Genomic DNA, 21,200 nt, shown 5'->3' on the forward strand with positions numbered 1-21,200 from the left:
GGCACGGTCGGCGGCGTCCGCCGAGGGTTTTCCGCTGGCCACGGCACGGAGTAAGCCAGGATGCCCAGAGCCCTGGTCATCGAAGACGACGAAGTGACCGCCCGCGACATCGTCGCCGAACTCGGCGCGCATGGCTTCAGCGCCGACTGGATCGCCGACGGGCGCGACGGCCTGCAGCGCGCGCTGGCCGATGGCTACGACATCATCACCCTCGACCGCCTGCTGCCCGGCATGGACGGCATCGACGTGGTCTCCGAACTGCGCAAGCGCGCGGTGCAGACGCCGGTGCTGATGATCAGCGCGCTCTCGGAGGTGGACGAGCGCGTGCGCGGCCTGCGCGCGGGCGGCGACGACTACCTGACCAAGCCGTTCTCGCCCGACGAACTGGTGGCACGCGCCGAAGTGCTGGTACGCCGCCATCGCAACGCGGCGGCCACGCCCGAGACCCGCCTGCGCGTGGCCGACCTCGAACTCGACCTGGTCCGCCACAACGCACTGCGCGCCGGCCAGCCGCTCGCGCTGCTGCCCACCGAGTTCCGCCTGCTCGAGTTCCTGATGCGCAACGCAGGCCAGGTGGTGACGCGGCAGATGATCTTCGAACACGTCTGGGGCTTCCATTTCGACCCGGGCACCAACGTGATCGACGTGCATATCGGCCGCCTCCGCCGCAAGATCGACGGCAACGGCCAACCACCGCTCATCCGCACGATGCGCGGCTCGGGGTATGTCCTTGCCCCCGCTGAGTGACGCCTGGCGCTCGGCCACGACGCGGCTGATCCTGATCTACGGGGCGCTGTTCGCGATCTGGTGCATCGTGCTGCTGGGCATCGTGCAATGGGAGTCCACGCGCTACCTGTCGCACGTGATCGACCAGATGCTGGTCGCGCGCATCCATTACCTGGAGAACACCGACCCCAGGCGCCTGGCCGACACGGTGGGCGAAGCCAACGCCATCGACATCCAGGGCTTCATGTGGGTCGGTCTGTTCGACCCGCAGGGACACCGCATCGCCGGCAATATCGCCGAGATCCCCAAGGACGTGGCCACCGATGGCAGCGTCGGCCTGGTCAGCGCCAGGCTGATCGGTGCCGGCAACGACCGCCTGACCCAGGCCCGAGGCATCGCCAGGGAGCTGCCGGACGGGCGGCGTCTGGTCGTGGCCAAGGCGAGCACCGTGATCGACGGGCTGACCACCATCATCTACCGGGGGCTGTTGTGGGGACTGTCCCTGACCCTACTGCCGGGGCTGCTCGGCGGCATCCTCCTCGCGCGCGGCCCGGCGCGGCGCATCCGCGCCATCCAGCAAGCCATGCAGCCCATCCACCGCGGCGACCTCAGCGTGCGCCTGCCGGTGTCGCGGCGCGGCGACGAGGTGGACCTGCTGGCGGCCACGGTGAACCGGACCCTGGACGAGGTCGAGCGCCTGCTCGGCGAGGTGAAGGGCGTCACCGACAACATCGCCCACGACCTGCGCACCCCGCTGACGCGCATGCGCACGCGCCTGCACCGGCTGCAGCAGCAGTTCGAGGAGCGCCCGGAAGGCGCGCAACTGGACGCCTGCGTGAGCGAGATCGACACCGTGCTGACCCGATTCCGCGCGCTGCTGCGCGTGTCGGAACTGGAAGACCGCCAGCGCAGCGCCTGCTTCTCGACGATCGACCTGGACGCGCTGCTGCACGACGTCCATGCGTTCTACGCGCCCTTGGCCGAGGACCGCGGGCAGGTCTTCGACCTCGCGCTGCGGCCGCTGCCCGCCGTGCACGGCGATCCGCACCTGCTGTTCGAGGCACTGGCCAACCTGGTCGGCAATGCGATCAAGTTCACTCCCGATGGCGGGACGATCCGCCTGCTGGCAGGGACCGACCAGCACGGCAACGCCCGCATCGATGTCGCCGATACCGGACCCGGCATCGCCCCCGACGAACGCGAGACGATCTTCCGCCGCTTCTATCGCGCCGACCAGACCCGCTCCCAGCCCGGGTGCGGCCTGGGGCTGGCGATCGTCAGCGCCATCGTCCGCCTGCATGGCTACGACCTGCAGGTGGGCGGCGACACGGGCGGCGCGGTGTTCTCGCTGCTCTGCCCGCCCGCCACGTCGGCGCAGCACGCACGCGGCGCGCCCGGCCCGGCCTGACACACGGGCCGCCCGTGCCGGCAGGGCACCGATCCGCCCGGCGTGCCCGCCACTGGCGCCCAAGCCATTGAACCAGCGCGCGTTTGCGCCCAGGGCCGGGCTATCTAAATAAATCTTCATGACGCCGAGGAAAGGTCCGCAGGCAAAATCCGCCGCGACGCAACATTCGCGCAGGGAAACCGCTCCTCCATGATTGGCCTCGTCCGGATCGCACTGACGCGTCCGTATACCTTCGTCGTCCTGGCCCTGCTGATCCTGATCGTGGGCCCGCTCGCCGCGCTGCGCACGCCCACCGACATCTTTCCGGACATCAAGATCCCGGTGATCGCCGTGGTGTGGCAGTACAACGGCCTGCCGCCCGACCAGATGGCCGGCCGCGTCACCTCGCCGTTCGAACGCGTGCTCACCACCACCGTGAACGATGTCGAGCACATCGAAGCCAATTCGATCCAGGGCTTCGGCATCGTCAAGATCTTCTTCCAGCCCAACGTCGACATCCGCACCGCCAACGCGCAGGTCACCGCCGTCGCGCAGACCATGCTGCGGCAGCTGCCGCAAGGCACCACGCCGCCGCTGATCCTCAACTACAACGCCTCCACGGTGCCGATCATCCAGTTGGCGCTGTCCGGCAAAGGGCTCACCGAACAGAACCTGGCCGACCTCGGCCTCAACATCATCCGCCCGCAGTTGACCTCGGTGGCCGGTGCGGCGATCCCGTACCCGTTCGGCGGCAAGACCCGCCAGGTCCAGATCGACATCGATCCGCCGGCGCTGCAGGCGCGCGGCCTGTCGGCGCAGGACGTGGCCAACGCGCTGGCGGCGCAGAACCTCATCACCCCGGTGGGCACGCAGAAGATCGGCAAGTACGAATACACGCTTCAGCTCAACAACGCGCCGTCGGACATCGCCGAACTGGGCAATCTGCCGGTGAAGACCGTCGACGGCGCCACGGTGTTCATCCGCGACGTGGCGCATGTCCGCGACGGCGCGCCGCCGCAGACCAACATCGTGCACGTCAACGGCAATCGCTCGGTGCTGATGACGGTGATGAAGAACGGCTCGGCCTCGACGCTGGCGATCATCGCCGGCATCAAGGACCGGGTGGCGGCGATGAAGGATGCCCTGCCGCCGGACCTGCGGATCGTGCCCATCGGCGACCAGTCGCTGTTCGTCAGCGGCGCGATCGAGGGCGTGGCGCGCGAAGGCGTGATCGCCGCGGCGCTCACCAGCCTGATGATCCTGCTGTTCCTCGGCAGCTGGCGCTCGACGCTGATCATCGCCATCTCGATCCCGCTGGCGATCCTCGGCTCGATCGCCGCGCTGTCGGCGATCGGCGAAACGCTGAACATCATGACCCTGGGCGGCCTGGCGCTCGCCGTGGGCATCCTGGTGGACGATGCCACGGTGACCATCGAGAACATCAACTGGCACCTGGAGCAGGGCAAGTCGGTGGAAACGGCGATCATGGACGGCGCCTCGCAGATCGTGACGCCGGCCTTCGTCTCGCTGCTGTGCATCTGCATCGTGTTCGTGCCGATGTTCTTTCTGGAAGGCGTGGCGCGCTTCCTGTTCGTGCCGATGGCCGAGGCGGTGATGTTCGCGATGATCGCGTCCTTCCTGCTGTCGCGCACGCTGGTGCCGACCATGGCCAAGTACCTGCTGCGTCCGCATGCGCCGCATACCGACATGCACGGCGACGGCCATGGCCAGCCGCCGTCGCGCAATCCGCTGGTGCGCTTCCAGCGCGGTTTCGAAAAACGCTTCGAACGGGTGCGCGCCGGCTACTACGCCCTGCTCGAAACCGCGCTGCTGCGCCGCAGGGCGTTCGTGCCCGGCTTCCTGCTGTGCGTGGCGCTGTCGTTCCTGCTGCTGCCGATGCTCGGCCGCAACTTCTTCCCGTCGGTGGACTCGGGCCAGATCCTGATGCACGTGCGCGCCCCGGTCGGTACCCGCGTGGAGGAGACCGCGCACCTGTTCGCCGACGTGACCGGCGCGGTGCGCAGACTCATTCCGCCACACGATCTGGCCAGCGTGGTCGACAACATCGGGCTGTCGTCCTCGGGCATCAACAACACCTACAACAACACCGGCACCATCGGCTCGCAGGACGGCGACATCCAGATCGCGCTGAGCGAAGGCCACGCGCCCACGGCCGACTACGTGCGGATGCTGCGCCAGACCTTGCCGCGGCAGTTCCCGTCGGTGGTCTTCTCGTTCCCACCGGCCGACATCATCAGTCAGATCCTGAACTTCGGTGCGCCGGCGCCGGTGGACCTGCAGATCCGCGGCCCCAACCTCGCCGCCAACTTCGCCTATGCCAATCGGCTGCTGCGCGAGATCCGCCGCGTCCCCGGCGTGGCCGACGCGCGCATCCAGCAGTCGCAGGCCAGCCCCGGGTTCGCGGTGAACGTGGACCGCAGCCTTGCGCAACAGGTCGGCATCACCGAGCGCGACGTCAGCAGCAGCCTGGGCGTGAACCTCGCCGGCTCCAGCCAGATCGCCCCGACGTTCTGGCTGAACCCGCAGAACGGCGTGTCCTATCCCATCGTGATGCAGACACCGCAGTACAGCCTCGACAGCCTGCCCGACCTGCAGAACGTGCCGATCAGCCCCAGTGCCGGCCAGGGCGGCGCGCAGCGCCTGGGCGGGCTGGCGACGCTGTCGCGGACCGCGACCAATGCGGTGGTCAGCCAGTACAACATCAATGCGACCGTGGACATCTTCGCCTCCCCGCAGGACCGCGACTTGGGCGCGGTAGCCGCCGACATCCAGAAGATCCTCGACGCCGACCAGAAGTTCCTGCCCAAGGGCTCCAGCACGGTCCTGCTCGGCCAGGTGCAGACGATGAACAAGGCGTTCTCCGGCCTGATCTTCGGCCTGCTCGGCGCGATCGTGCTGATCTACCTGTTGATCGTGGTGAACTTCCAGTCGTGGAGCGATCCGTTCGTGATCGTGAGCGCCTTGCCCGCAGCGATCGCCGGCATCGTCTGGATGCTGTTCGCCACGCACACCACGCTGTCGGTCCCTGCGCTCACCGGCGCGATCATGTGCATGGGCGTGGCCACCGCCAACTCGATTCTGGTGGTCAGCTTCTGCCGCGAGCGCCTCGCCGCGCACGGCGACGCGGCGAAGGCGGCGCTGGAAGGCGGCTTCGTGCGCTTCCGCCCGGTGCTGATGACCGCGCTGGCGATGATCATCGGCATGGCGCCGATGGCCTTGGGCATGGGCGAAGGCGGCGAACAGAACGCACCGCTGGGCCGCGCCGTCATCGGCGGCCTGATCTTCGCCACCGTCAGCACGCTGTTCTTCGTGCCGATCGTCTTCAGCCTCATCCACCGTCGTGCCTCCCAGCCGTCCTCGCCCACGGCGCACGCCCCCGGAGCGTCCCCGCATGTCGCCTGATCAGTCCTCCCCCGTCCCGCCGCGCCGGCTGCGCCTGGCCGCGCTCATCGCCGCGATCGTGGTCCTGGCCATCGTCGTCGCCGGGGTCGCCACGCGCGCCGGCGACGCGCGCCGGCTGCGCACCTGGACCGCGGACCAGGCGGTGCCGACGGTGGCCGTGGTGGCCCCGCACACCGCCCAGGGCGACGGTGTCCTCAATCTCCCCGGTCGCCTGGAGGCGTATGCGCGCGCGCCGATCTTCGCCCGTGCCAGCGGCTACCTGAAATGGTGGAAGACCGACATCGGCGCCAAGGTGAAGGCCGGCGATGTGCTCGCCGAGATCGAGACGCCCGACCTGGACCAGCAGTTGCTCCAGGCCAAGGCCGACCTCGCCAACGCGCGCGTCAACGCCGCGCTGGCGCAGACCACCGCCAAACGCTGGCAAACCATGGGCCAGACCGAGGTGGTGTCCAAGCAGGCCGTGGACGAGAAGACCGGCGACTACGACGCCAAGCGCGCCCTCGCCCAGTCCGCACAGGCCAATCTCGACCACCTCCAAGCGCTGAAACGCTTCGCCACCCTGGTGGCGCCGTTCGACGGCACCGTCACCGCCCGCAACACCGATGTGGGCGCACTGATCAACGCCGGCGGCGGCCAGGAACTGTTCGTGGTGTCGGACACCCGCAAGCTGCGCATGTACGTGAACGTGCCGCAGAGCGATGCGCCATCGGTGCGCACGGGCAGCCGGGTGACGCTGACGGTGCCCGAATACCCGGGGCAGACCTTCAATGGCGTCGTCGACAGCGCATCGGGGGCCGTCAATGCCGCCTCCGGCACCACGCTGGTCCAGGTCGCCGTGGACAACCAGGACGGCAAGCTGCTGCCGGGCGGCTATGCCAGTGTCCGTCTCGATCTCCCGGCCGACGCCGCGCGGCTGCGGGTGCCGGCCAGCGCGCTGGTGTTCGACGACAAGGGCCTGCGCGTGGCAGTGGTCGACGCGCACGACACGGTCGCCTTCAAGCCGGTGACGATCGCGCGCGACTTCGGCAAGACCGTGGAACTGGGGTCCGGCGTGGCTGCCGGCGACCGCCTGATCGAAAGCCCGCCGGACGGCCTGGCCGACGGCGACAAGGTGCGCATCAGCGCGTCGAAGGCGGAAGGCGCACACGCCAAGGCGTGACCCTCGCGAAACCCCGCCGAGGCATGGCGGGAAACCTCCGGCGCGGCGCGGATGCTCGGCCGGCAACGGCGATCGCACGGCCACCGGCGCCAGGACGCAGCGCCCGCCCGGCGCCGGCGCCGGCGCTCAGGTTGCCGGAGCGAACCGTACCGTAGCGAGGATGCCGCCGCCTTCGGCGCTCTCCAGCGCGACCTGCCAGCCGAAGCGCTCGCACAACCGGCGCACGATCGACAGGCCCAGCCCGGCGCCCTGCGGGCGCTCCGGCTCGGCGCGGAAGAACGGTTCGAAGGCGTGCCGCAAGGCGTCCTCGGACATGCCGATGCCGGTATCGCGGATGCGGATGCGGTCGGCCTCGACCTCGACCTCGACACGCCCGGTATCGGTGTAGCTGCAGGCGTTGCGCAGCAGGTTGCTGACCACCACGTGCAGCACCCGCGGCGGCGCGTGCAGCGTCGCCGAGCCCAGCACGCGCACGCTCAGCGTCACCGGCTTGTCCGCCAGCAGCTCGCGCGCGTTCTCGGCCTCGTACTCGACCACGTCGGCCACGTCGAAGGTCTCGCTCTGCGGCACCACGTCCGCTTCGCGCGCCAGGATCAGGAAGGCGTCGATCACCGCCTCCATGTCGCGGCCAGCGCGCTGGATCCGCTGCAGGCTGCGGTGCAGGCGCGGCTGCAGCTCCTGCTCGGTCATCGCGATGTCGGTGGCGACGCGGATCACGGTCAGCGGCGTGCGCAGTTCGTGGCTGGCGTCGCGGGTGAAGTTGCGTTCGCGGGCGACGTGGTCGGTGACGCGCTGGGCCAGCGCATGCAGGGCCGCCGCCAGCTGCCGCGCCTCGCCCTGCACGTCGGCGGGCAGGTTTTCCGGGGCCAGTTCGGCGGCGACCGGATGCCGCGGATCCCAACGCGAGACGCGCCGCGCCAGCCAGTTCATCGGCGACAGCAAGCGCCGCGACACCCGCCAGGTCAGCCAGGCCACCACCAGCACCGCGATAAGGGTCAACAACGTGGGCACCACGCCGAACCAGAACGCCAGGCGCTGCGCCGGCGCGCGCAGGAACACCAGGTACAGGCGACCGGCCGGGTTCTGATCGACCAGCACGATCTCGCCACCGGGGCGGTCCTCGTGCAGGCCGGGCGCCAGCCCGCGCAGGTCGACGGGCACCGCGGCATCGGATTGGCCGCGCCCCACCAGATAGCCGCGCAGGCTGTGGGTGTTGGGCGGAGGCTGCTGCGGCTGTTGCGCATGCACGCGCCAGTAGTAGCGCGCCTCCTGCTTCAGGATCGACCCCACCAGCGAGTGCTGCACGATCGCCACCACCAGATAACTGGCAAGCGTGACCACGCAGCCCGCAAACACGATGCGGGCAATCAGGGCGAGGCGAAGTTTGCGCGGCAACCCGTGCGGCATACGGCATCCGTGATCGTTGCCGCGATTATAGGAAGGGCGATCGTGAGCCTTTCGTGCAAGCGGCCCCGTTCACCGGGGCCGCTGCGGATTCCACGATCGGGCGCCGCCTCAGCTCATCGGCTGGGCGATGTCGGCGATGCGGTAACCGGCGCTCTGCACGGTGTGCAGCAGCGGGCGGTCGAACGGCTTGTCGATGATCTTGCGCAGGTTGTACAGATGGCTGCGCAGGGTGTCCGAGTCCGGCAGGCCGTTGCCCCAGATCTCGCGCTCGATTTCCTGGCGGGTGACCACGCGCGGCGATTCGCGCATCAGGATGGTCAGCAGGCGCAGGCCGATCGGCGACAGCTGCAGTTCGGTGCCGGCGCGGGTGGCACGCATGCTCACCGGGTCCAGCACCAGGTCGGCCACCTTCAGCACTTCCGAGCCGACCTGGCGGCGCTCGCGGCGGATCAGTGCGCGCAGGCGTGCTTCCAGTTCCTGGATCGCGAACGGCTTGGTCAGGTAGTCGTCGGCGCCGAAGCCCAGACCGGTGAGCTTGTCGTCGAGGGTGTCGCGCGCGGTCAGCATCAGCACCGGGGTCGACTTGCGCGCATCGTTGCGCAGGCGGCGGCACACTTCGATGCCGTCCAGCCGCGGCAGCATCAGGTCCAGCACCACCACGTCGTAGCTGTTCTCCGCCGCCAGGCGGTAGCCGTCCAGGCCGTCGCAGGCGTAATCCACTTCGAACCCGCGGCCTTCCAGATACTCGCCGATCATCTCGGAAATATTGCGGTTGTCTTCCACCACCAGCACGAGCCCGGATGTTTCCTTGGTCTGACGCATAACGCTTCCTCAGTCTTCAGCTTTGTGAAACATGCCGGATGGGCGGTGGTGGCGGCGTGAAGACCGCTTCATCTGCCTGAGCCGGAAAAAACTTATTGCGCAATCAATGGCTTGAGTTGCGGCCACACGTTGTCCAGCACCTTGGGCTGGGCCGCGGCGGTGGGATGCAAGCCATCGCCCTGCATCAGCGCCGGGTTCAGCGCCACGCCTTCCAGCAGGAACGGCAGCAGGCCGGTCCGGTACTGCTTCGCCAGGTCGGCATAGACCGCGCGCAGGCGCTGCCGGTAACCCGGCCCGTAGTTCGGCGGCACGTCGATGCCCAGCAACAGCACCTTCGCGCCCGCGTCACGGCTGAGCACGATCATCTTCTCCAGGTTGCCGCGCAATTCGGCCGGGCTCAGCCCGCGCAAGGCGTCGTTACCGCCCAATTCGATGACCACCACAGATGGCCTGTGCTTCTGCAGCAGCGCCGGCAGGCGGGTCAGCGCGCCGGAGGAGGTCTCGCCGCTGATGCTGGCATTGACCACGGCCGGCGGCGTCCGCATCTGTTGCTGCAGGCGCTTGTCCAGCAAGGCCACCCAGCCGGACTGCAGCGGGATGTTGTGCGCTGCGCTGAGGCTGTCGCCGAGCACCAGCACCGGGCCCGTCGCACCTTTGGCACAGGCGATGACGGGCAGCAGCACCCACCATGCCAGCAACAGCCAGGCGCGGTGCGTCCAGGCCCGCTTGCTTCTCGTCTCATCACCACGCATCGGAGATTCCCTCATCGACAGTCAGGCCCCCACGCTTCGCGCCGGCATCGCCATCGACGTGCGCGATGTCGGCAAATCCGTCAGCGGACCGGAGGGTACGGTCCACATTCTCGACAAGGTCGGATTGACCATCGGTGAAGGCGACAGCGTCGCCATCGTCGGCGCCTCCGGCTCCGGCAAGACCACCCTGCTCGGCTTGCTGGCCGGCCTCGACCTGCCCACGCGCGGCGAGATCGTGCTGGCCGGGCAGTCGCTCAATGCGCTGGACGAGGAAGCTCGCGCCGCGTTGCGTGCACGCGAGGTCGGCTTCGTGTTCCAGAGTTTCCACTTGTTGCCCTCGCTGACCGCGGCCGAGAACATCGCCCTGCCGCTGGAACTGGCCGGACGCGAGGATCCGGCGCGGGTACGCGAAGTGCTGGAGGCGGTCGGACTGAGCGCGCGGGCGCGGCACTACCCACGGCAACTGTCCGGCGGCGAGCAGCAGCGCGTGGCGCTGGCGCGCGCGTTCGTGGCGCGGCCGCGCATCCTGTTCGCCGACGAGCCCACCGGCAGCCTCGACCAGGCCACCGGACAACAGATCAGCGACCTGCTGTTCGCGCTCAACGCCGGCAGCGACACCACCCTGGTGCTGGTCACCCACGACATGCGCCTGGCGCAGCGCTGCGAGCACCGCTACCGCCTCGACGGCGGCCGCCTGCGCGCCGCCGACGCGGCGGATGCCGCATGAACGTGCTGCGCCACGCCGCGCGCGCGCTGCGCCGCGAGCTGTTCGCCGGCGACCTGCTGACCGTGTTCGCCGCGCTGGTGCTGGGCGTGGCGGTGATGACCGCGGTCGGCACCCTGGTCGACCGGGTGACGCTGGCACTGACCGGCAGCGCCGCCGAGGTGATCGGCGGCGATCTCGGCGTCAGCGGACGCCAGGACATCCCGGCCGCCTTCGCCGAGGAGGCGCAGCGGCGCGGGCTGCGCAGCACGCGCCTGGTCAGTTTCCCCAGCGTACTGTTCCACGGCGACGCCAGCCAGATGGCCAACATCAAGGCGGTGGGCGCCGGTTATCCGCTGCGCGGCGAGCTGCTGGTGGCGCGCGATACCGTCGGCGCCGGCAGCGAACGCGCCGGGCCGCCGCCGCGCGGCGAGGCCTATGCCGATCCGCGCCTGCTCGAGGCCTTGGGCCTGAAGCTCGGCGACGCGCTGGAGTTCGGCGCCGGCACGCTGCGCGTGACCCGGGTGCTGCGCGCCGAGCCGGATGCCTCCGGCGAACTGATGCAGTTGTCGCCGCCGCTGCTGGTCAACCGCGCCGACGTCGATGCCGCCGGCCTGCTCGGCCCCGGCAGCCGTGCCTCCTACCGGCTGATGTTCGCCGGCGCGCCCGGCGAGATCGCCGCCCTGCGCGAATGGCTGGCGCCGCGCGCCAAGGCGTTCCGCCTGGTCGGCATCGAGGACACCCAGCGCGGCGTGCGCGGCGCCTTCGACCGCGCCGGGCGCTTCCTGGCGCTGGCCGCATTGCTGGCGGTGCTGCTGGCCGGCGTCGCCACCGCATTGGCCGCCAACCGCTTCGCCCTGCGTCGCATCGATCAGGTTGCCGTGCTGCGCTGCCTGGGTGCGCGCCAGCGCGACATCCTCGGCGCGCTGGCGCTGCAGTTGCTGCTGCTGGCGATCCCCGCCTGCGCGCTCGGCGTGGGCCTGGGCATGCTGGCCCAGGTCGGCCTGGTCGAAGCGCTGGGCAGCCTGATCCCCAACCGCCTGCCGCTGCCGCAGGCGACCCCGGCGCTGGCCGGCGCCGGCATCGGCCTGTTGCTGCTGCTCGGCTTCGGCCTGCCGCCGCTGCTGCGCCTGCGCGACGTACCGCCGATGCGCGTGCTCAACCGCAGTTTCGCCGCGCTGCCGCCGACCTCGCTGCTGGTCTACGCCGCGGCGCTGGTCGCCACCGTGGTGCTGGCGGTCTACGCCACCGGCGACGGCGTGCTGGCGGCCTGGGTGCTGGGTGGCCTGACCCTGCTGGCGGCGCTGGCCGCGGCGGTGGGCGGCGTGCTGCTGGCGGTGCTGCGGCGGCTGCAGGGACGCCTGCGCGGGCCATGGAAACTGGGCCTGGCCGCGCTGACCCGGCGCCGCGCGCTGAGCGTGGTGCAACTCGTGGGATTGTCGCTGTCGCTATGCGCGCTGTTGTTGCTGGCGGTGATCGGCCCCGGCCTGCTGGGACAATGGCGCGACCGACTGCCGGCGGACACGCCGAACTACTTCCTGATGAACATCCAGCCCGACCAGGCCGAGCAGGTGCTGAGCACCCTGCGCACGCTGGGCGTGGCCGACGCGGCAGTGGAACCGTTCAGCACCGGCAAGCTGGTGGCGATCAACGGCAAGCCGCCGCAGCGCCGCGAGCAGGGTCCGGACGACGACGGCGACGGCAGCGACCGGCCGATCAACTTCTCCTGGCGGCGAGAGTTCCCCGCCGCCAACCGGCTGCTGTCCGGACGCTTCTGGGCCGCCGACAGCACCGCCGCCGAGGCCTCGGTGGAGGAAGGCTGGGCGCAGCGCTACGGGCTCAAGCTCGGCGACCGCATCACCCTGCTGCTCGGCGACCAGCAGCGCAGCTTCACCGTGACCAGCCTGCGCAAGGCCGACTGGGATTCGTTCCGGGTCAACTTCTTCCTGCTGCTCAACGCCGGCGCGGTGCAGGATGCGCCGTACAACCTGATCTCCGCCTTCCACCTGCCGCGCGCCTCGGCCACGCAACTGAGCGGGCTCAGCCGCGCCTATCCGAACGTGTCGCTGCTGGATATCGACGCGATCCTGCAGCGCGTGCGCGAGGTCATCGACCGCGTCGCCCAGGCGGTGCAACTGGTGATGGGCTTCAGCCTGCTGGCCGGTGCATTGGTGTTGCTGGCTGCCTTGCAGGCCACCGCCGGCGAGCGCCGCTACGACAGCGCGGTGCTGCGCACGCTGGGCGCACGCCGTGGGCAGTTGCGCGGTGCGGTGCTGATCGAGTTCGGCGCGCTCGGCCTGCTCGCGGCACTCCTTGCGGTCGGCGCGGCCGCGATCATCGGCGTGGTGGTGGCCAGGCAGGCCTTCGACCTCGCGCTGTCGCCGCCGTGGCCGGCGCTGCTGCTCGGCGGCCTGGGCGGCGTGGCGCTGAGCCTGCTCGCCGGCTGGTCGGGCACCCGCCGCATTCTGCGCACGCCACCGGCACTGGCGCTGCGTGAGCAGTGAGTAGAGCCGGGAGCAGGGAATCGGGATTGGGGGGATTGGAGAAGTGCGACATGTGATGCTGTCGCCGCCGGCGCTCGACGGCAGTCCGTGGCAACGATAGTCGCAACGCGTGTCGCGCCTCGGAAAGGTGTATCGAAAGGACGCGAGACACGCAAAAAAAAGGGGAAGGCGCCATCCCGGCCGCCTTCCCCACCCTGGCTGATTGCCGACGCGGTCCTCAGCGCGCGGCCGGCGCCGGCGCCGTCCATTGCGCGAACACTGCATCGAGCTGCGCATCGCTGACCGGCTTGCCCTGTTGCACCGCCTCGGCCTGGCCGAACAGCGGCACGATGATCGCCATGCCATCGACCTTGGTCTTCAGGTGCACGCCCGGCGGCTTGCCGAGCAGGCCGTCCCAGCGCGCACGCACCCTGGCCCAGTAGCCCTGGGTCGCGTTCCAGTAGGTGAGCGCCGGGGTGAAGTCGACGGTCGTGGTCTTGACGTAGTCGTTGAAGCCGAACTCGCGCGCGATGGCCTGCTGGCTGCCGTCGGGCTTGCGCAGTACCTTGGTGTTGAACTGCTCGTGGGTCCAGCCGGCCGGGGTCAGCGTGTGCCGGTTGATCACTGCCAGCGCGTTGTAGTCGCTGCGCTTGGTGTACTCGCGACGCGGCAGTGGGCGCCAGCTCAGGTCGCTGGTCCAGGTCGGATGGCCATCGGCGTAGTCCCAGCGCCCGGTGCCGCAGTAGCGCGGGGCGTCGCTGACCTCGTACACGCACTGGGTCCAGGCGCCGCGGGTGACCGCCGCATCGAGCGGGCGCACCTGCCAGGTCTGGTCGGCGCTGAACTCGAAGCGCTGCGGCGCCTCGTAGATCCAGTCCTGGCGCCAGTGCTTGGTCACGTGACCGCTCTTGGGCTCCACCAGCAGATGCTGCAGCACCACCTTGCGCGGGCTGTCCTCGACCACGATCACCACCTCGTTACCACCGCTGCGCATTGGCGCGGCGCGGGTGTAGCCGGATTGCAGCAGCACCGTCTCGTCGAAGGCGAAGGCCACCGTGTACTCGCCCTGCATCGCCAGGATGCTGGCGCGGTCGCGCGCCGGATCGGCGTTCTCGGCATGGACGGGAAGGCTGCCGGCAAGCAGCAGGGCGCAGAACAGAGGCGGAGCTTTCATCATCGAGAGAGGTGTCTTGGGTGATGGGAACAAGGAAACGTATCGGCCGCTCACAACCGCAGCAGCGGCCACGGCCGCTCGGGATCGGGACGCGGCGCAGGGCGGCCGGCGCGGGCGCAACAGCAGTCGTCGACCAGCACGTCGCCCTCGGCCGCCTCCAGGCGCGCGATGCGCCGGGCGATGCTGGCGCCGAGCGGCGACACGCCGGCCACGCTGGCCGCCAGCACGCCATCGGCCGCGTGCAGGCGCAGCGCCCGCGCCTGCCAGCCATCGCCGCGCAGGCGCCCGGCGACGCGCCGCCACAGCCGCTCGGCGACGCCGCCGTCGGCGGCATCCTGCGCCGCGGGCAACGCCGACAGCAGCATGTCCCAGGCGACGAAGTCGCTGTCGGGCAGCAGGTACAGGCGCCAGCAGCACTGCTGCTGGCGGTCGTAGAAGCGCAGGCTCTCCAGCACGCCATCGCTGTCCACGTCCAGGTGCGCGGCCACGCCGCGGGCGTGGCGCCAGCCGATCAATTCGGCGCCGGTGCGGGCACGGTACAGGCACAACACGGTGCCCAGTGCGGCCAGTTGCGCCGGGCGCGGCAGCGGCGCAGCGGCGATCCGCTCCGATCCGGTACGCGCTGGCGCGGCCGTGCGCATCCGCGGCTACCAATCCAGCGCCAGGCTGACCGAGACGTTGCGCCCGGCGCCGGTATAGCGATCGAGCACCGCGCTGCTGGCCAGGGTCGCGCCGGGCAGCATGTTCCAGTCGATATAGCGGCGGTCGGCCAGGTTGAACACGCCCACGTCCAGCCGCGCGCCTTCGGTGAAGTGCCAGTGCGCGAGCAGGTCCAGGGTCGCGTAGCCGGCCGGCGTGTAGTAGGTGGCCAGTTCCGGTCGGCGCTTCTTCGCCACCGCGGTGGCGACCAGTTGCGTGCCCCAGGTGCTGCGGTCGTAGCCCAGGCCGAGCACGCCGCGCAGCGGATCCACCGAATTGAGCGGCGTGCCGTCGGTGCGGTTGTCGCCGCGCGCATAAGCGGCGCTGGCCTGCAGCGACCAGCCGGCCCAGCGCGCATCGAGTGCACCGAAGTCGATGCCGGCCTTGGCCTCCACGCCGCGGATGGTCACCCGGTCGACGTTGCGCGACTGATACAGCATCAGGCCGTCGGCGTTGAAGCCAACGAAGCGATAGGACTCGATGAAGTCGCGGTAGGCGTTGCGGTAGGCGCTCAGGCCGGCGTAGATCGCGGTACCGGCGTAGCGCACGCCCAGCTCGGCGCCGCGGCTGGTCTCCGGCTTCAGGTCGGGATTGGCGATCGCGGTGTAGCCGATCAGCAGATTGGTGAAGCCGATATTGACGTCGTTGTACGGCGGGGCGCGGAAGCCGTGCGCATAGTTGGCGTACAGCGACCAGGCGTCGTCCAGGCGCCAGATCACGCCGAGCTTGGGCGAGACGTTGCGGTCGCTGATCTTCTTCGCCGTCACGCCGGGATTGTCGGTGGCGAAGATCGCATCGACCTGCGGCGACAGCCGGTAGTAGTCGGCACGTAGCGCCGGCGTCAGGCTGAAGCGGCCGTCGGCCAGGGCGATCTCGTCCTGGAGGTAGGCACCGGCCTTGATCGTCTCGGTGATCGGGAAATCACGGACCGGGAAGGTCTCCATGCCCACGGTCTTGCTGATCGCCCCGGTGCGCAGGTTCAACGTGTGGCCGTCGCGCTTCTCGTGGGTATCGGTGTGCGACAGATCGATGCCGTAGCTGATGTCGTGCACGACGCGGCCCTGGTCCACCCGCTTGTGCAGGTTGGCCTGCAGCCCGTACAGGCGCTGGTCGAAGTCGTGCTCCATGTGCCGCAGCGTCGCGTTGCTGCGGCGCTCGTCGGTGCGCTGCAGGCTCTGGCTGTCCTGGCGGTACAACTGCCACTGCAGGTCGTCGGCGAGCCACGTGGCGAGTTGGTCCACCTCGTGGCCCAGCGACACGCGGGCGCGGGTCTGGTGGTCGCGGCCACGCTGCGACAGGATGCTGGCGGTGACGTTGCTCAGCGCATCGATGCGGGAATAGTCCTCGTTGCCTTCCACCGTAAGCTTCCAGCGCTGGTTGGCGCTGGGCGCGTAGACCAGCTTGCTGAGCAGGCTGCGGCCATCGCTGTTGAGCGGATTGGGCGCGGTGCGGGCGGCGCCGATGCTGCGGTTGTCGCCCTGGGTCTCGCTTTCCTGGCCCTGGCGATGGCTGACCGCGGCCATGCCGCTCCAGCGGTCGCCGCCGAAGGCGACCAGCGCGCCGGCGAACAGGCCCTTCCACTCGCTCTCGTAGCCGAACTTCAGGCCGACGTAGCTGTCCTTTCCCGGCGCCAGGTAGTCGGCCGGATCCTTGGTGACGTAGGCCACCACGCCGCCGAGCGCATCGGAGCCATACAGCGCGCTGGCCGGGCCGCGCACGATCTCCACGCGCTTGAGCGTGTCCATGTCGACGAAGTTACGGTTGGCGTTGAGGTAGCTGCCGAAGCTGAAGTTGTCCGAGACCGGGATGCCGTCGGTCTGGATCAGCACGCGGTTGCCGTCCAGGCCACGGATGCGGATGCCGGAGATGCCGCTGAAGCGGCCGCTGTTGCCGGTGGCGGACACGCCCGGCGTGTAGCGCAACAGGTCCTTCAGGTCGTGGACCAGGGCGCGATCCATCTGTTCGCGGTCGATCACATCGACGCTGCCGGGCACATCGACGATGGCGCGTTGGGTGCGGGTGGCAGTGACCTGCAGGCGATCGAAATCGCGGACGGCGGACGCCGCACTGGCGTCGGCGTCAGCGTTGGAGGACGAGACAGGGGCGGATGCGGGAGCGGCATGCGCGCAGGAGGCCAGGGCCAGCCACAGCGCGCCGGTCAGCGGAGTGGTACGGAACATGGAGAGCATCGGTGGTCGCGGAAGACCCTCGACCGGCACGGCGCGGGGTCCGCGCCTGGCCGAGGGGGAGAGAGAAGGATCGCGACTGCGAGGCGGCCGCGGCCGACGCGCAGGGGCGTCGGCCAGGTGGCGGCAGATCGAGCGGGGAGGCCGGCCGCGCGCGGCGGCCGGACGGCGTTACTTGGTCAGGATCAGCTTGTCGTTGCTGGTGTGGCGCAGGCGATAGACACGGTCGCCGTGCTGGATCAGCACTTCGCGGCGACCCTTGAGCAGCGCCTGGCTGCTGATGGTTTCTTCGGCCGGCACCGCGCGCGGCACGGTGCGCTCGCGCAGGCTCAGGGTTTCGGGGTGACGCAACAGCACGGGTTGAGCGGTCATGGTCGGACTCCATCCACGGGGTGCATCGAGATGATAATGATTCTCAATACTTAATCAAGACCCATTCTCGACCATTTCGATTCGCGATCACGATCGGAACCGCAAAAACCAAAGACACGGAAAATCGAAGGCGCGCCAGCGACGGCCGGCGCGGCGACGCCGGCCCGCAGTGGCTACGCCAGCGCGGACTCGACCCTGCCCCACCACGCCGGATCGTCGCGCTCGGCCAGGTCTAGCGCGGCCAGGTTTTCCAGCAACTGCGCGACCCGGCTGGCGCCCAGGATCACCGTGGACACATGCGGGTTGCGCAGGCACCAGGCGATCGCCAGCGCCGCCGGCGCCACGCCCTCGGCCGCAGCCAGCGCGGTGAAGGCGCGCGCGCGCTCGACCCGGCGCTGCGCCGGCGGCCCGATCACCTCCTGCTGCAGCCAGGCGTTGCGCTCCTGGCCCAGCCGCGAGGCCGGATCGATGCCGTCGTTGTACTTGCCGGTGAGCAGGCCCGAGGCCAGCGGCGACCAGATGGTGGTGCCCAGGCCGAGTTCGGCGTACAGCGGCGCGTACTCCTGCTCCACGCGCTGGCGATGCAGCAGGTTGTACTGGGGCTGTTCCATCGACGGCCCGTGCAGACCCAGCGCACGCGCCACCTGCGCCGCCTCGCGAATGCGCTCGGCCGGCCACTCGGAGGTGCCCCAGTACAGCACCTTGCCCTGGCGGATCAGCGCGTCCATCGCGCGCACGGTTTCCTCCAACGGCGTGTCCGGGTCGGGGCGATGGCAGTAGTACAGATCCAGGTAGTCCACCCGCAAGCGCTTGAGTGCGGCATGGCAGGCATCGGTGACGTGCTTGCGCGAGAGCCCGCGCTGGGTCGGGCGCGGCGACTCCACGGCGCCGAAGTAGACCTTGCTGGACACGCAGAAGCCGTCGCGCGGCAGCCGCAGGTCGGCGATCACATCGCCCATCACCTGCTCGGCGCGGCCGTGCGCATAGACCTCGGCGTTGTCGAAGAAGTTGATGCCGTGGTCCCAGGCGGCGGCGATCAGGTTGCGCGCTTCGTCGCGGCCGGTCTGCCCGCCGAAGTTGATCCAGGCGCCGAACGACAGCGCCGACAGTTGCAGCCCGGTGGCACCGAGGCGACGGTAATGCATGGCAACTCCTCCTGCTGAGCGAACCCGCGGCACGGCCGCGGTCGGCCGCACAGTGTAGCGGTCCTGCCGCGAGGCCCCGTCGGCATCGCCGCACCTGCGGCAGCGGGGCGCCCTGCTCTTCCGAATCCCCACTCCCCACTCCCGAACCCCCGACTGAACACCGCTCGCCTTGCCGGCCGTCACCCCCTGCACTAGGCTTCCCCTCTTTGGTCGGGGACCGGGGACGCAGATGGTCGAGGGATTGGGAAGGATCGGCTTCGGCCTGTTCGGTTTGGCGGTGTTGATCGGGATCACCTGGCTGTTCTCCAACAACCGCCGAGCGGTGGACTGGAAGCTGGTCGCGACCGGCCTCGTGCTGCAGATCGGTTTCGCCTCGCTGGTGCTGCTGGTCCCGGGCGGGCGCGAGGTGTTCGACTGGCTCGGCCAGGTGTTCGTGAAGGTGCTGAGCTTCGTCAACGAAGGCTCCAGCTTCATCTTCGGCAGCCTGCTCGACACCAAGACCTACGGCTTCATCTTCGCCTTCCAGGTGCTGCCGACCATCATCTTCTTCTCCGCGCTGATGGGCGTGCTGTACCACCTGGGGGTGATGCAGGCGGTGGTGCGGGTGATGGCCTGGGCGATCACCAAGGTGATGCGCGTGTCCGGCGCCGAGACCACCAGCGTCTGCGCCAGCGTGTTCATCGGCCAGACCGAGGCGCCGCTGACGGTGCGCCCCTACATCCCGCGCATGACCGAGTCCGAGCTGCTGACGATGATGATCGGCGGCATGGCGCACATCGCCGGCGGCGTGCTGGCGGCCTACGTGGGCATGCTCGGCGGCGGCGACCCGGCGCAGCAGGCGTTCTACGCCAAGCATCTGCTGGCGGCCAGCATCATGGCCGCGCCGGCGACGCTGGTGGTGGCCAAGCTGCTGATCCCGGAGACCGGCACGCCGCTGACCCGTGGCACGGTCAAGATGGAAGTGGAGAAGACCACCAGCAACGTGATCGACGCCGCCGCCGCCGGTGCTGGCGACGGCCTGCGCCTGGCGCTGAACATCGGCGCGATGCTGCTGGCGTTCATCGCCCTGATCGCGCTGGTCAACGCGCCGCTGACCTGGCTCGGCGACGTCACCGGCCTGGCCAGCGCGCTGGGCCGCCCGACCAACCTGTCCACCATCTTCGGCTACGTGCTGGCGCCGGTGGCCTGGGTGATCGGCACGCCGTGGCCGGATGCGACCACGGTCGGTTCGCTGATCGGCCAGAAGGTGGTCATCAACGAATTCGTCGCGTATACCGAGCTGTCGCGTATCGTCCAGGGCCAGGTGCCGGGCGTGAGCCTGAGCGCGGAAGGCCGGCTGGTCGCCACCTATGCGCTGTGCGGCTTCGCCAACTTCAGCTCGATCGCGATCCAGATCGGCGGCATTGGCGGCCTGGCCCCCGAGCGCCGCCACGACCTGGCCCGCTTCGGCCTGCGTGCGGTGCTGGGCGGCTCGATCGCCACGTTCATGACCGCGACCATCGCCGGGGTGCTGTCGCACTTCGCCTGATCCGGCCGCAGCATCCGCTACATCGTTTTCCTTTTTTCAGTTCCAGTCGAGAAGCAGTACATGCCTATGAGTTCGGTCATCGTCGTCGGTTCGTTCAATGTCGACCATGTGTGGCGTTGCGAGAATCTGCCCGCACCGGGGGCGACCATCGCCGGCCGCTACAGCACCGGCCCCGGCGGCAAGGGCTTCAACCAGGCGGTGGCGGCGGCCCGCGCTGGCGCGCGCACCAGCTTCGTCTGCGCGCTCGGCGACGATGCCGGCGGCGCGATGGCGCGCGGCCTGGCGGCGCAGGACGGCATCGCCCTGGTCGCCGAGGCCAGCACCGAGCCGACCGGCACCGGCGGCATCTACGTCGACGGCCACGGCCGCAACACCATCGTCATCGGCGCCGGCGCCAACGCCGCGCTGAGCCTGGACTTCGTGCAGGCGCAGCGCGCGCTGCTGGGCTCGGCGCGGGTGCTGCTGGCGCAGCTGGAGTCGCCGATCGAGACCATCGAGGCCACCCTGGCGCTGGCGCGCGAGGCCGGCCTGACCACGGTGCTCAATGCCGCCCCGGCCAACGCGCAAACCAGCATCGGCCTGCTCAAGCTGGCCGACGTGCTGACTCCCAACGAAACCGAGTTCGCCGCCCTGCTCGCGCGCCACGTCGGCGTGCGCGTGGACGCCGACGATGTCGCCGCCACCGATGGCGGCAGCCTGCATGCGCTGTGCCGCAAGCTGCTGCCGGGCGGCACCGTGGTGGTGACGCTGGGCGCGGTCGGCGCGTTCATCTCGCACCCCGAGGATCGCCTGCTCGGCGACACCCAGCCCTATTACCGGATCGGCGCCGAAGCCGCGCACACCGTGGACACCACCGGTGCCGGCGATGCCTTCAACGGCGCCCTGGTGGCCTCGCTGGCGCAATCGCCGAACGCCGCGTTCGCCACCCACGTGCGCTTCGCCAACCACTACGCGGCGCGCTCCACCGAAGCCGAGGGCGCGGCGGCGTCGATGCCCAAGCTGACCCCGGACAGCGCCGGCTGACGTGTCATTGTCCGGCAGCCGCTGGGCTGCCGGTGCGTCCTGTCACGCGGTGTAGCGTGACGCGGCACGCTTTGCCGCCGGTTGACATAAGAATAATTCTCACTAACATCCGCAGCCACTTTCGTCACATGGCTGAACCGATCATGTCTTTGCACCCACGCCCGGCGGCGCTCGTGACGGCACTGCTTGCCGCCTCTTCCCTACCCGTCGC

16 protein-coding genes are annotated in these 21,200 nt (G+C 69.8%); 8 read left to right on the top strand and 8 right to left on the bottom strand.

Annotated elements, in window-relative coordinates; translation table 11 throughout:
• Positions 1 to 60 precede the first annotated feature (60 nt).
• From FHR56_RS00490 to FHR56_RS00505, 4 genes are all read left to right on the top strand, one after another.
• Entirely contained in the window at positions 61 to 747 is a 687-nt protein-coding gene (locus tag FHR56_RS00490; RefSeq protein ID WP_160948056.1) for a response regulator transcription factor, read from the top strand.
• Positions 725 to 2,134, top strand: a complete 1,410-nt coding sequence (locus FHR56_RS00495) for a HAMP domain-containing sensor histidine kinase (protein WP_160948057.1) — start codon at positions 725 to 727, stop codon at positions 2,132 to 2,134. Before FHR56_RS00490 ends, FHR56_RS00495 begins: the two co-directional genes overlap by 23 nt.
• A gap of 189 nt (positions 2,135 to 2,323) precedes the next feature.
• Positions 2,324 to 5,536: an efflux RND transporter permease subunit gene (locus FHR56_RS00500; protein WP_160948058.1), complete on the top strand. Its 3,213-nt coding sequence runs from the start codon at positions 2,324 to 2,326 to the stop codon at positions 5,534 to 5,536.
• Positions 5,526 to 6,695: an efflux RND transporter periplasmic adaptor subunit gene (locus FHR56_RS00505; RefSeq protein WP_160948059.1), complete on the top strand. Its 1,170-nt coding sequence runs from the start codon at positions 5,526 to 5,528 to the stop codon at positions 6,693 to 6,695. Before FHR56_RS00500 ends, FHR56_RS00505 begins: the two co-directional genes overlap by 11 nt.
• Positions 6,696 to 6,821: 126 nt before the next feature.
• Here the strand turns inward: FHR56_RS00505 and FHR56_RS00510 are convergent, their stop codons facing one another.
• From FHR56_RS00510 to FHR56_RS00520, 3 genes are all read right to left on the bottom strand, one after another.
• Positions 6,822 to 8,102, bottom strand: coding sequence for a HAMP domain-containing sensor histidine kinase (locus tag FHR56_RS00510; RefSeq protein ID WP_160948060.1), 1,281 nt, complete (start codon positions 8,100 to 8,102; stop codon positions 6,822 to 6,824).
• Positions 8,103 to 8,210: 108 nt separating this feature from the next.
• Positions 8,211 to 8,924, bottom strand: coding sequence for a response regulator transcription factor (locus FHR56_RS00515; protein WP_003481607.1), 714 nt, complete (start codon positions 8,922 to 8,924; stop codon positions 8,211 to 8,213).
• A gap of 92 nt (positions 8,925 to 9,016) precedes the next feature.
• The gene (locus FHR56_RS00520; RefSeq protein WP_160948061.1) at positions 9,017 to 9,676 is read right to left on the bottom strand and encodes an arylesterase; all 660 of its coding nucleotides are present in this window, start codon (positions 9,674 to 9,676) and stop codon (positions 9,017 to 9,019) included.
• 124 nt (positions 9,677 to 9,800) lie between these two features.
• Between FHR56_RS00520 and FHR56_RS00525 the strand changes: the two genes are divergently transcribed.
• Positions 9,801 to 10,403, top strand: coding sequence for an ATP-binding cassette domain-containing protein (locus FHR56_RS00525; protein ID WP_010342203.1), 603 nt, complete (start codon positions 9,801 to 9,803; stop codon positions 10,401 to 10,403).
• Positions 10,400 to 12,883 carry an FtsX-like permease family protein gene (locus FHR56_RS00530; RefSeq protein WP_160948062.1) on the top strand — a complete coding sequence of 828 codons (2,484 nt, stop codon included), beginning with the start codon at positions 10,400 to 10,402 and terminating at the stop codon, positions 12,881 to 12,883. The genes FHR56_RS00525 and FHR56_RS00530 overlap by 4 nt, the downstream gene beginning before the upstream one ends.
• 217 nt (positions 12,884 to 13,100) lie before the next feature.
• Here the strand turns inward: FHR56_RS00530 and FHR56_RS00535 are convergent, their stop codons facing one another.
• From FHR56_RS00535 to FHR56_RS00555, 5 genes are all read right to left on the bottom strand, one after another.
• A complete protein-coding gene (locus FHR56_RS00535; RefSeq protein WP_160948063.1) occupies positions 13,101 to 14,039 on the bottom strand; it encodes a DUF6607 family protein in 939 nt (312 codons plus the stop codon).
• Positions 14,040 to 14,086: 47 nt separating this feature from the next.
• Complete coding sequence (locus FHR56_RS00540) at positions 14,087 to 14,677, bottom strand: Hemin transport protein (protein ID WP_160948064.1); 591 nt, start codon at positions 14,675 to 14,677, stop codon at positions 14,087 to 14,089.
• Between the two features lie 6 nt (positions 14,678 to 14,683).
• On the bottom strand, positions 14,684 to 16,915 hold the full coding sequence (locus tag FHR56_RS00545; protein WP_160948065.1) for a TonB-dependent hemoglobin/transferrin/lactoferrin family receptor: 2,232 nt from the start codon (positions 16,913 to 16,915) through the stop codon (positions 14,684 to 14,686).
• Positions 16,916 to 17,092: 177 nt separating this feature from the next.
• Entirely contained in the window at positions 17,093 to 17,293 is a 201-nt protein-coding gene (locus FHR56_RS00550; RefSeq protein WP_017907561.1) for a hemin uptake protein HemP, read from the bottom strand.
• A 173-nt stretch (positions 17,294 to 17,466) separates the two neighbouring features.
• Positions 17,467 to 18,438: an aldo/keto reductase gene (locus FHR56_RS00555; protein ID WP_160948066.1), complete on the bottom strand. Its 972-nt coding sequence runs from the start codon at positions 18,436 to 18,438 to the stop codon at positions 17,467 to 17,469.
• A gap of 229 nt (positions 18,439 to 18,667) precedes the next feature.
• Here FHR56_RS00555 and FHR56_RS00560 point away from each other — a divergent pair, with 229 nt between their 5' ends.
• Entirely contained in the window at positions 18,668 to 19,966 is a 1,299-nt protein-coding gene (locus FHR56_RS00560) for a nucleoside transporter C-terminal domain-containing protein (protein ID WP_160948067.1), read from the top strand.
• Between the two features lie 66 nt (positions 19,967 to 20,032).
• Positions 20,033 to 20,989 (top strand): ribokinase, encoded by a 957-nt coding sequence (locus tag FHR56_RS00565; RefSeq protein WP_160948112.1) that lies wholly within the window; start codon positions 20,033 to 20,035, stop codon positions 20,987 to 20,989.
• Positions 20,990 to 21,200: the final 211 nt, after the last annotated feature.

This window comes from Xanthomonas sp. F10, from assembly GCF_014206815.1.
GTDB classification, from domain to species: domain Bacteria; phylum Pseudomonadota; class Gammaproteobacteria; order Xanthomonadales; family Xanthomonadaceae; genus Xanthomonas_A; species Xanthomonas_A indica.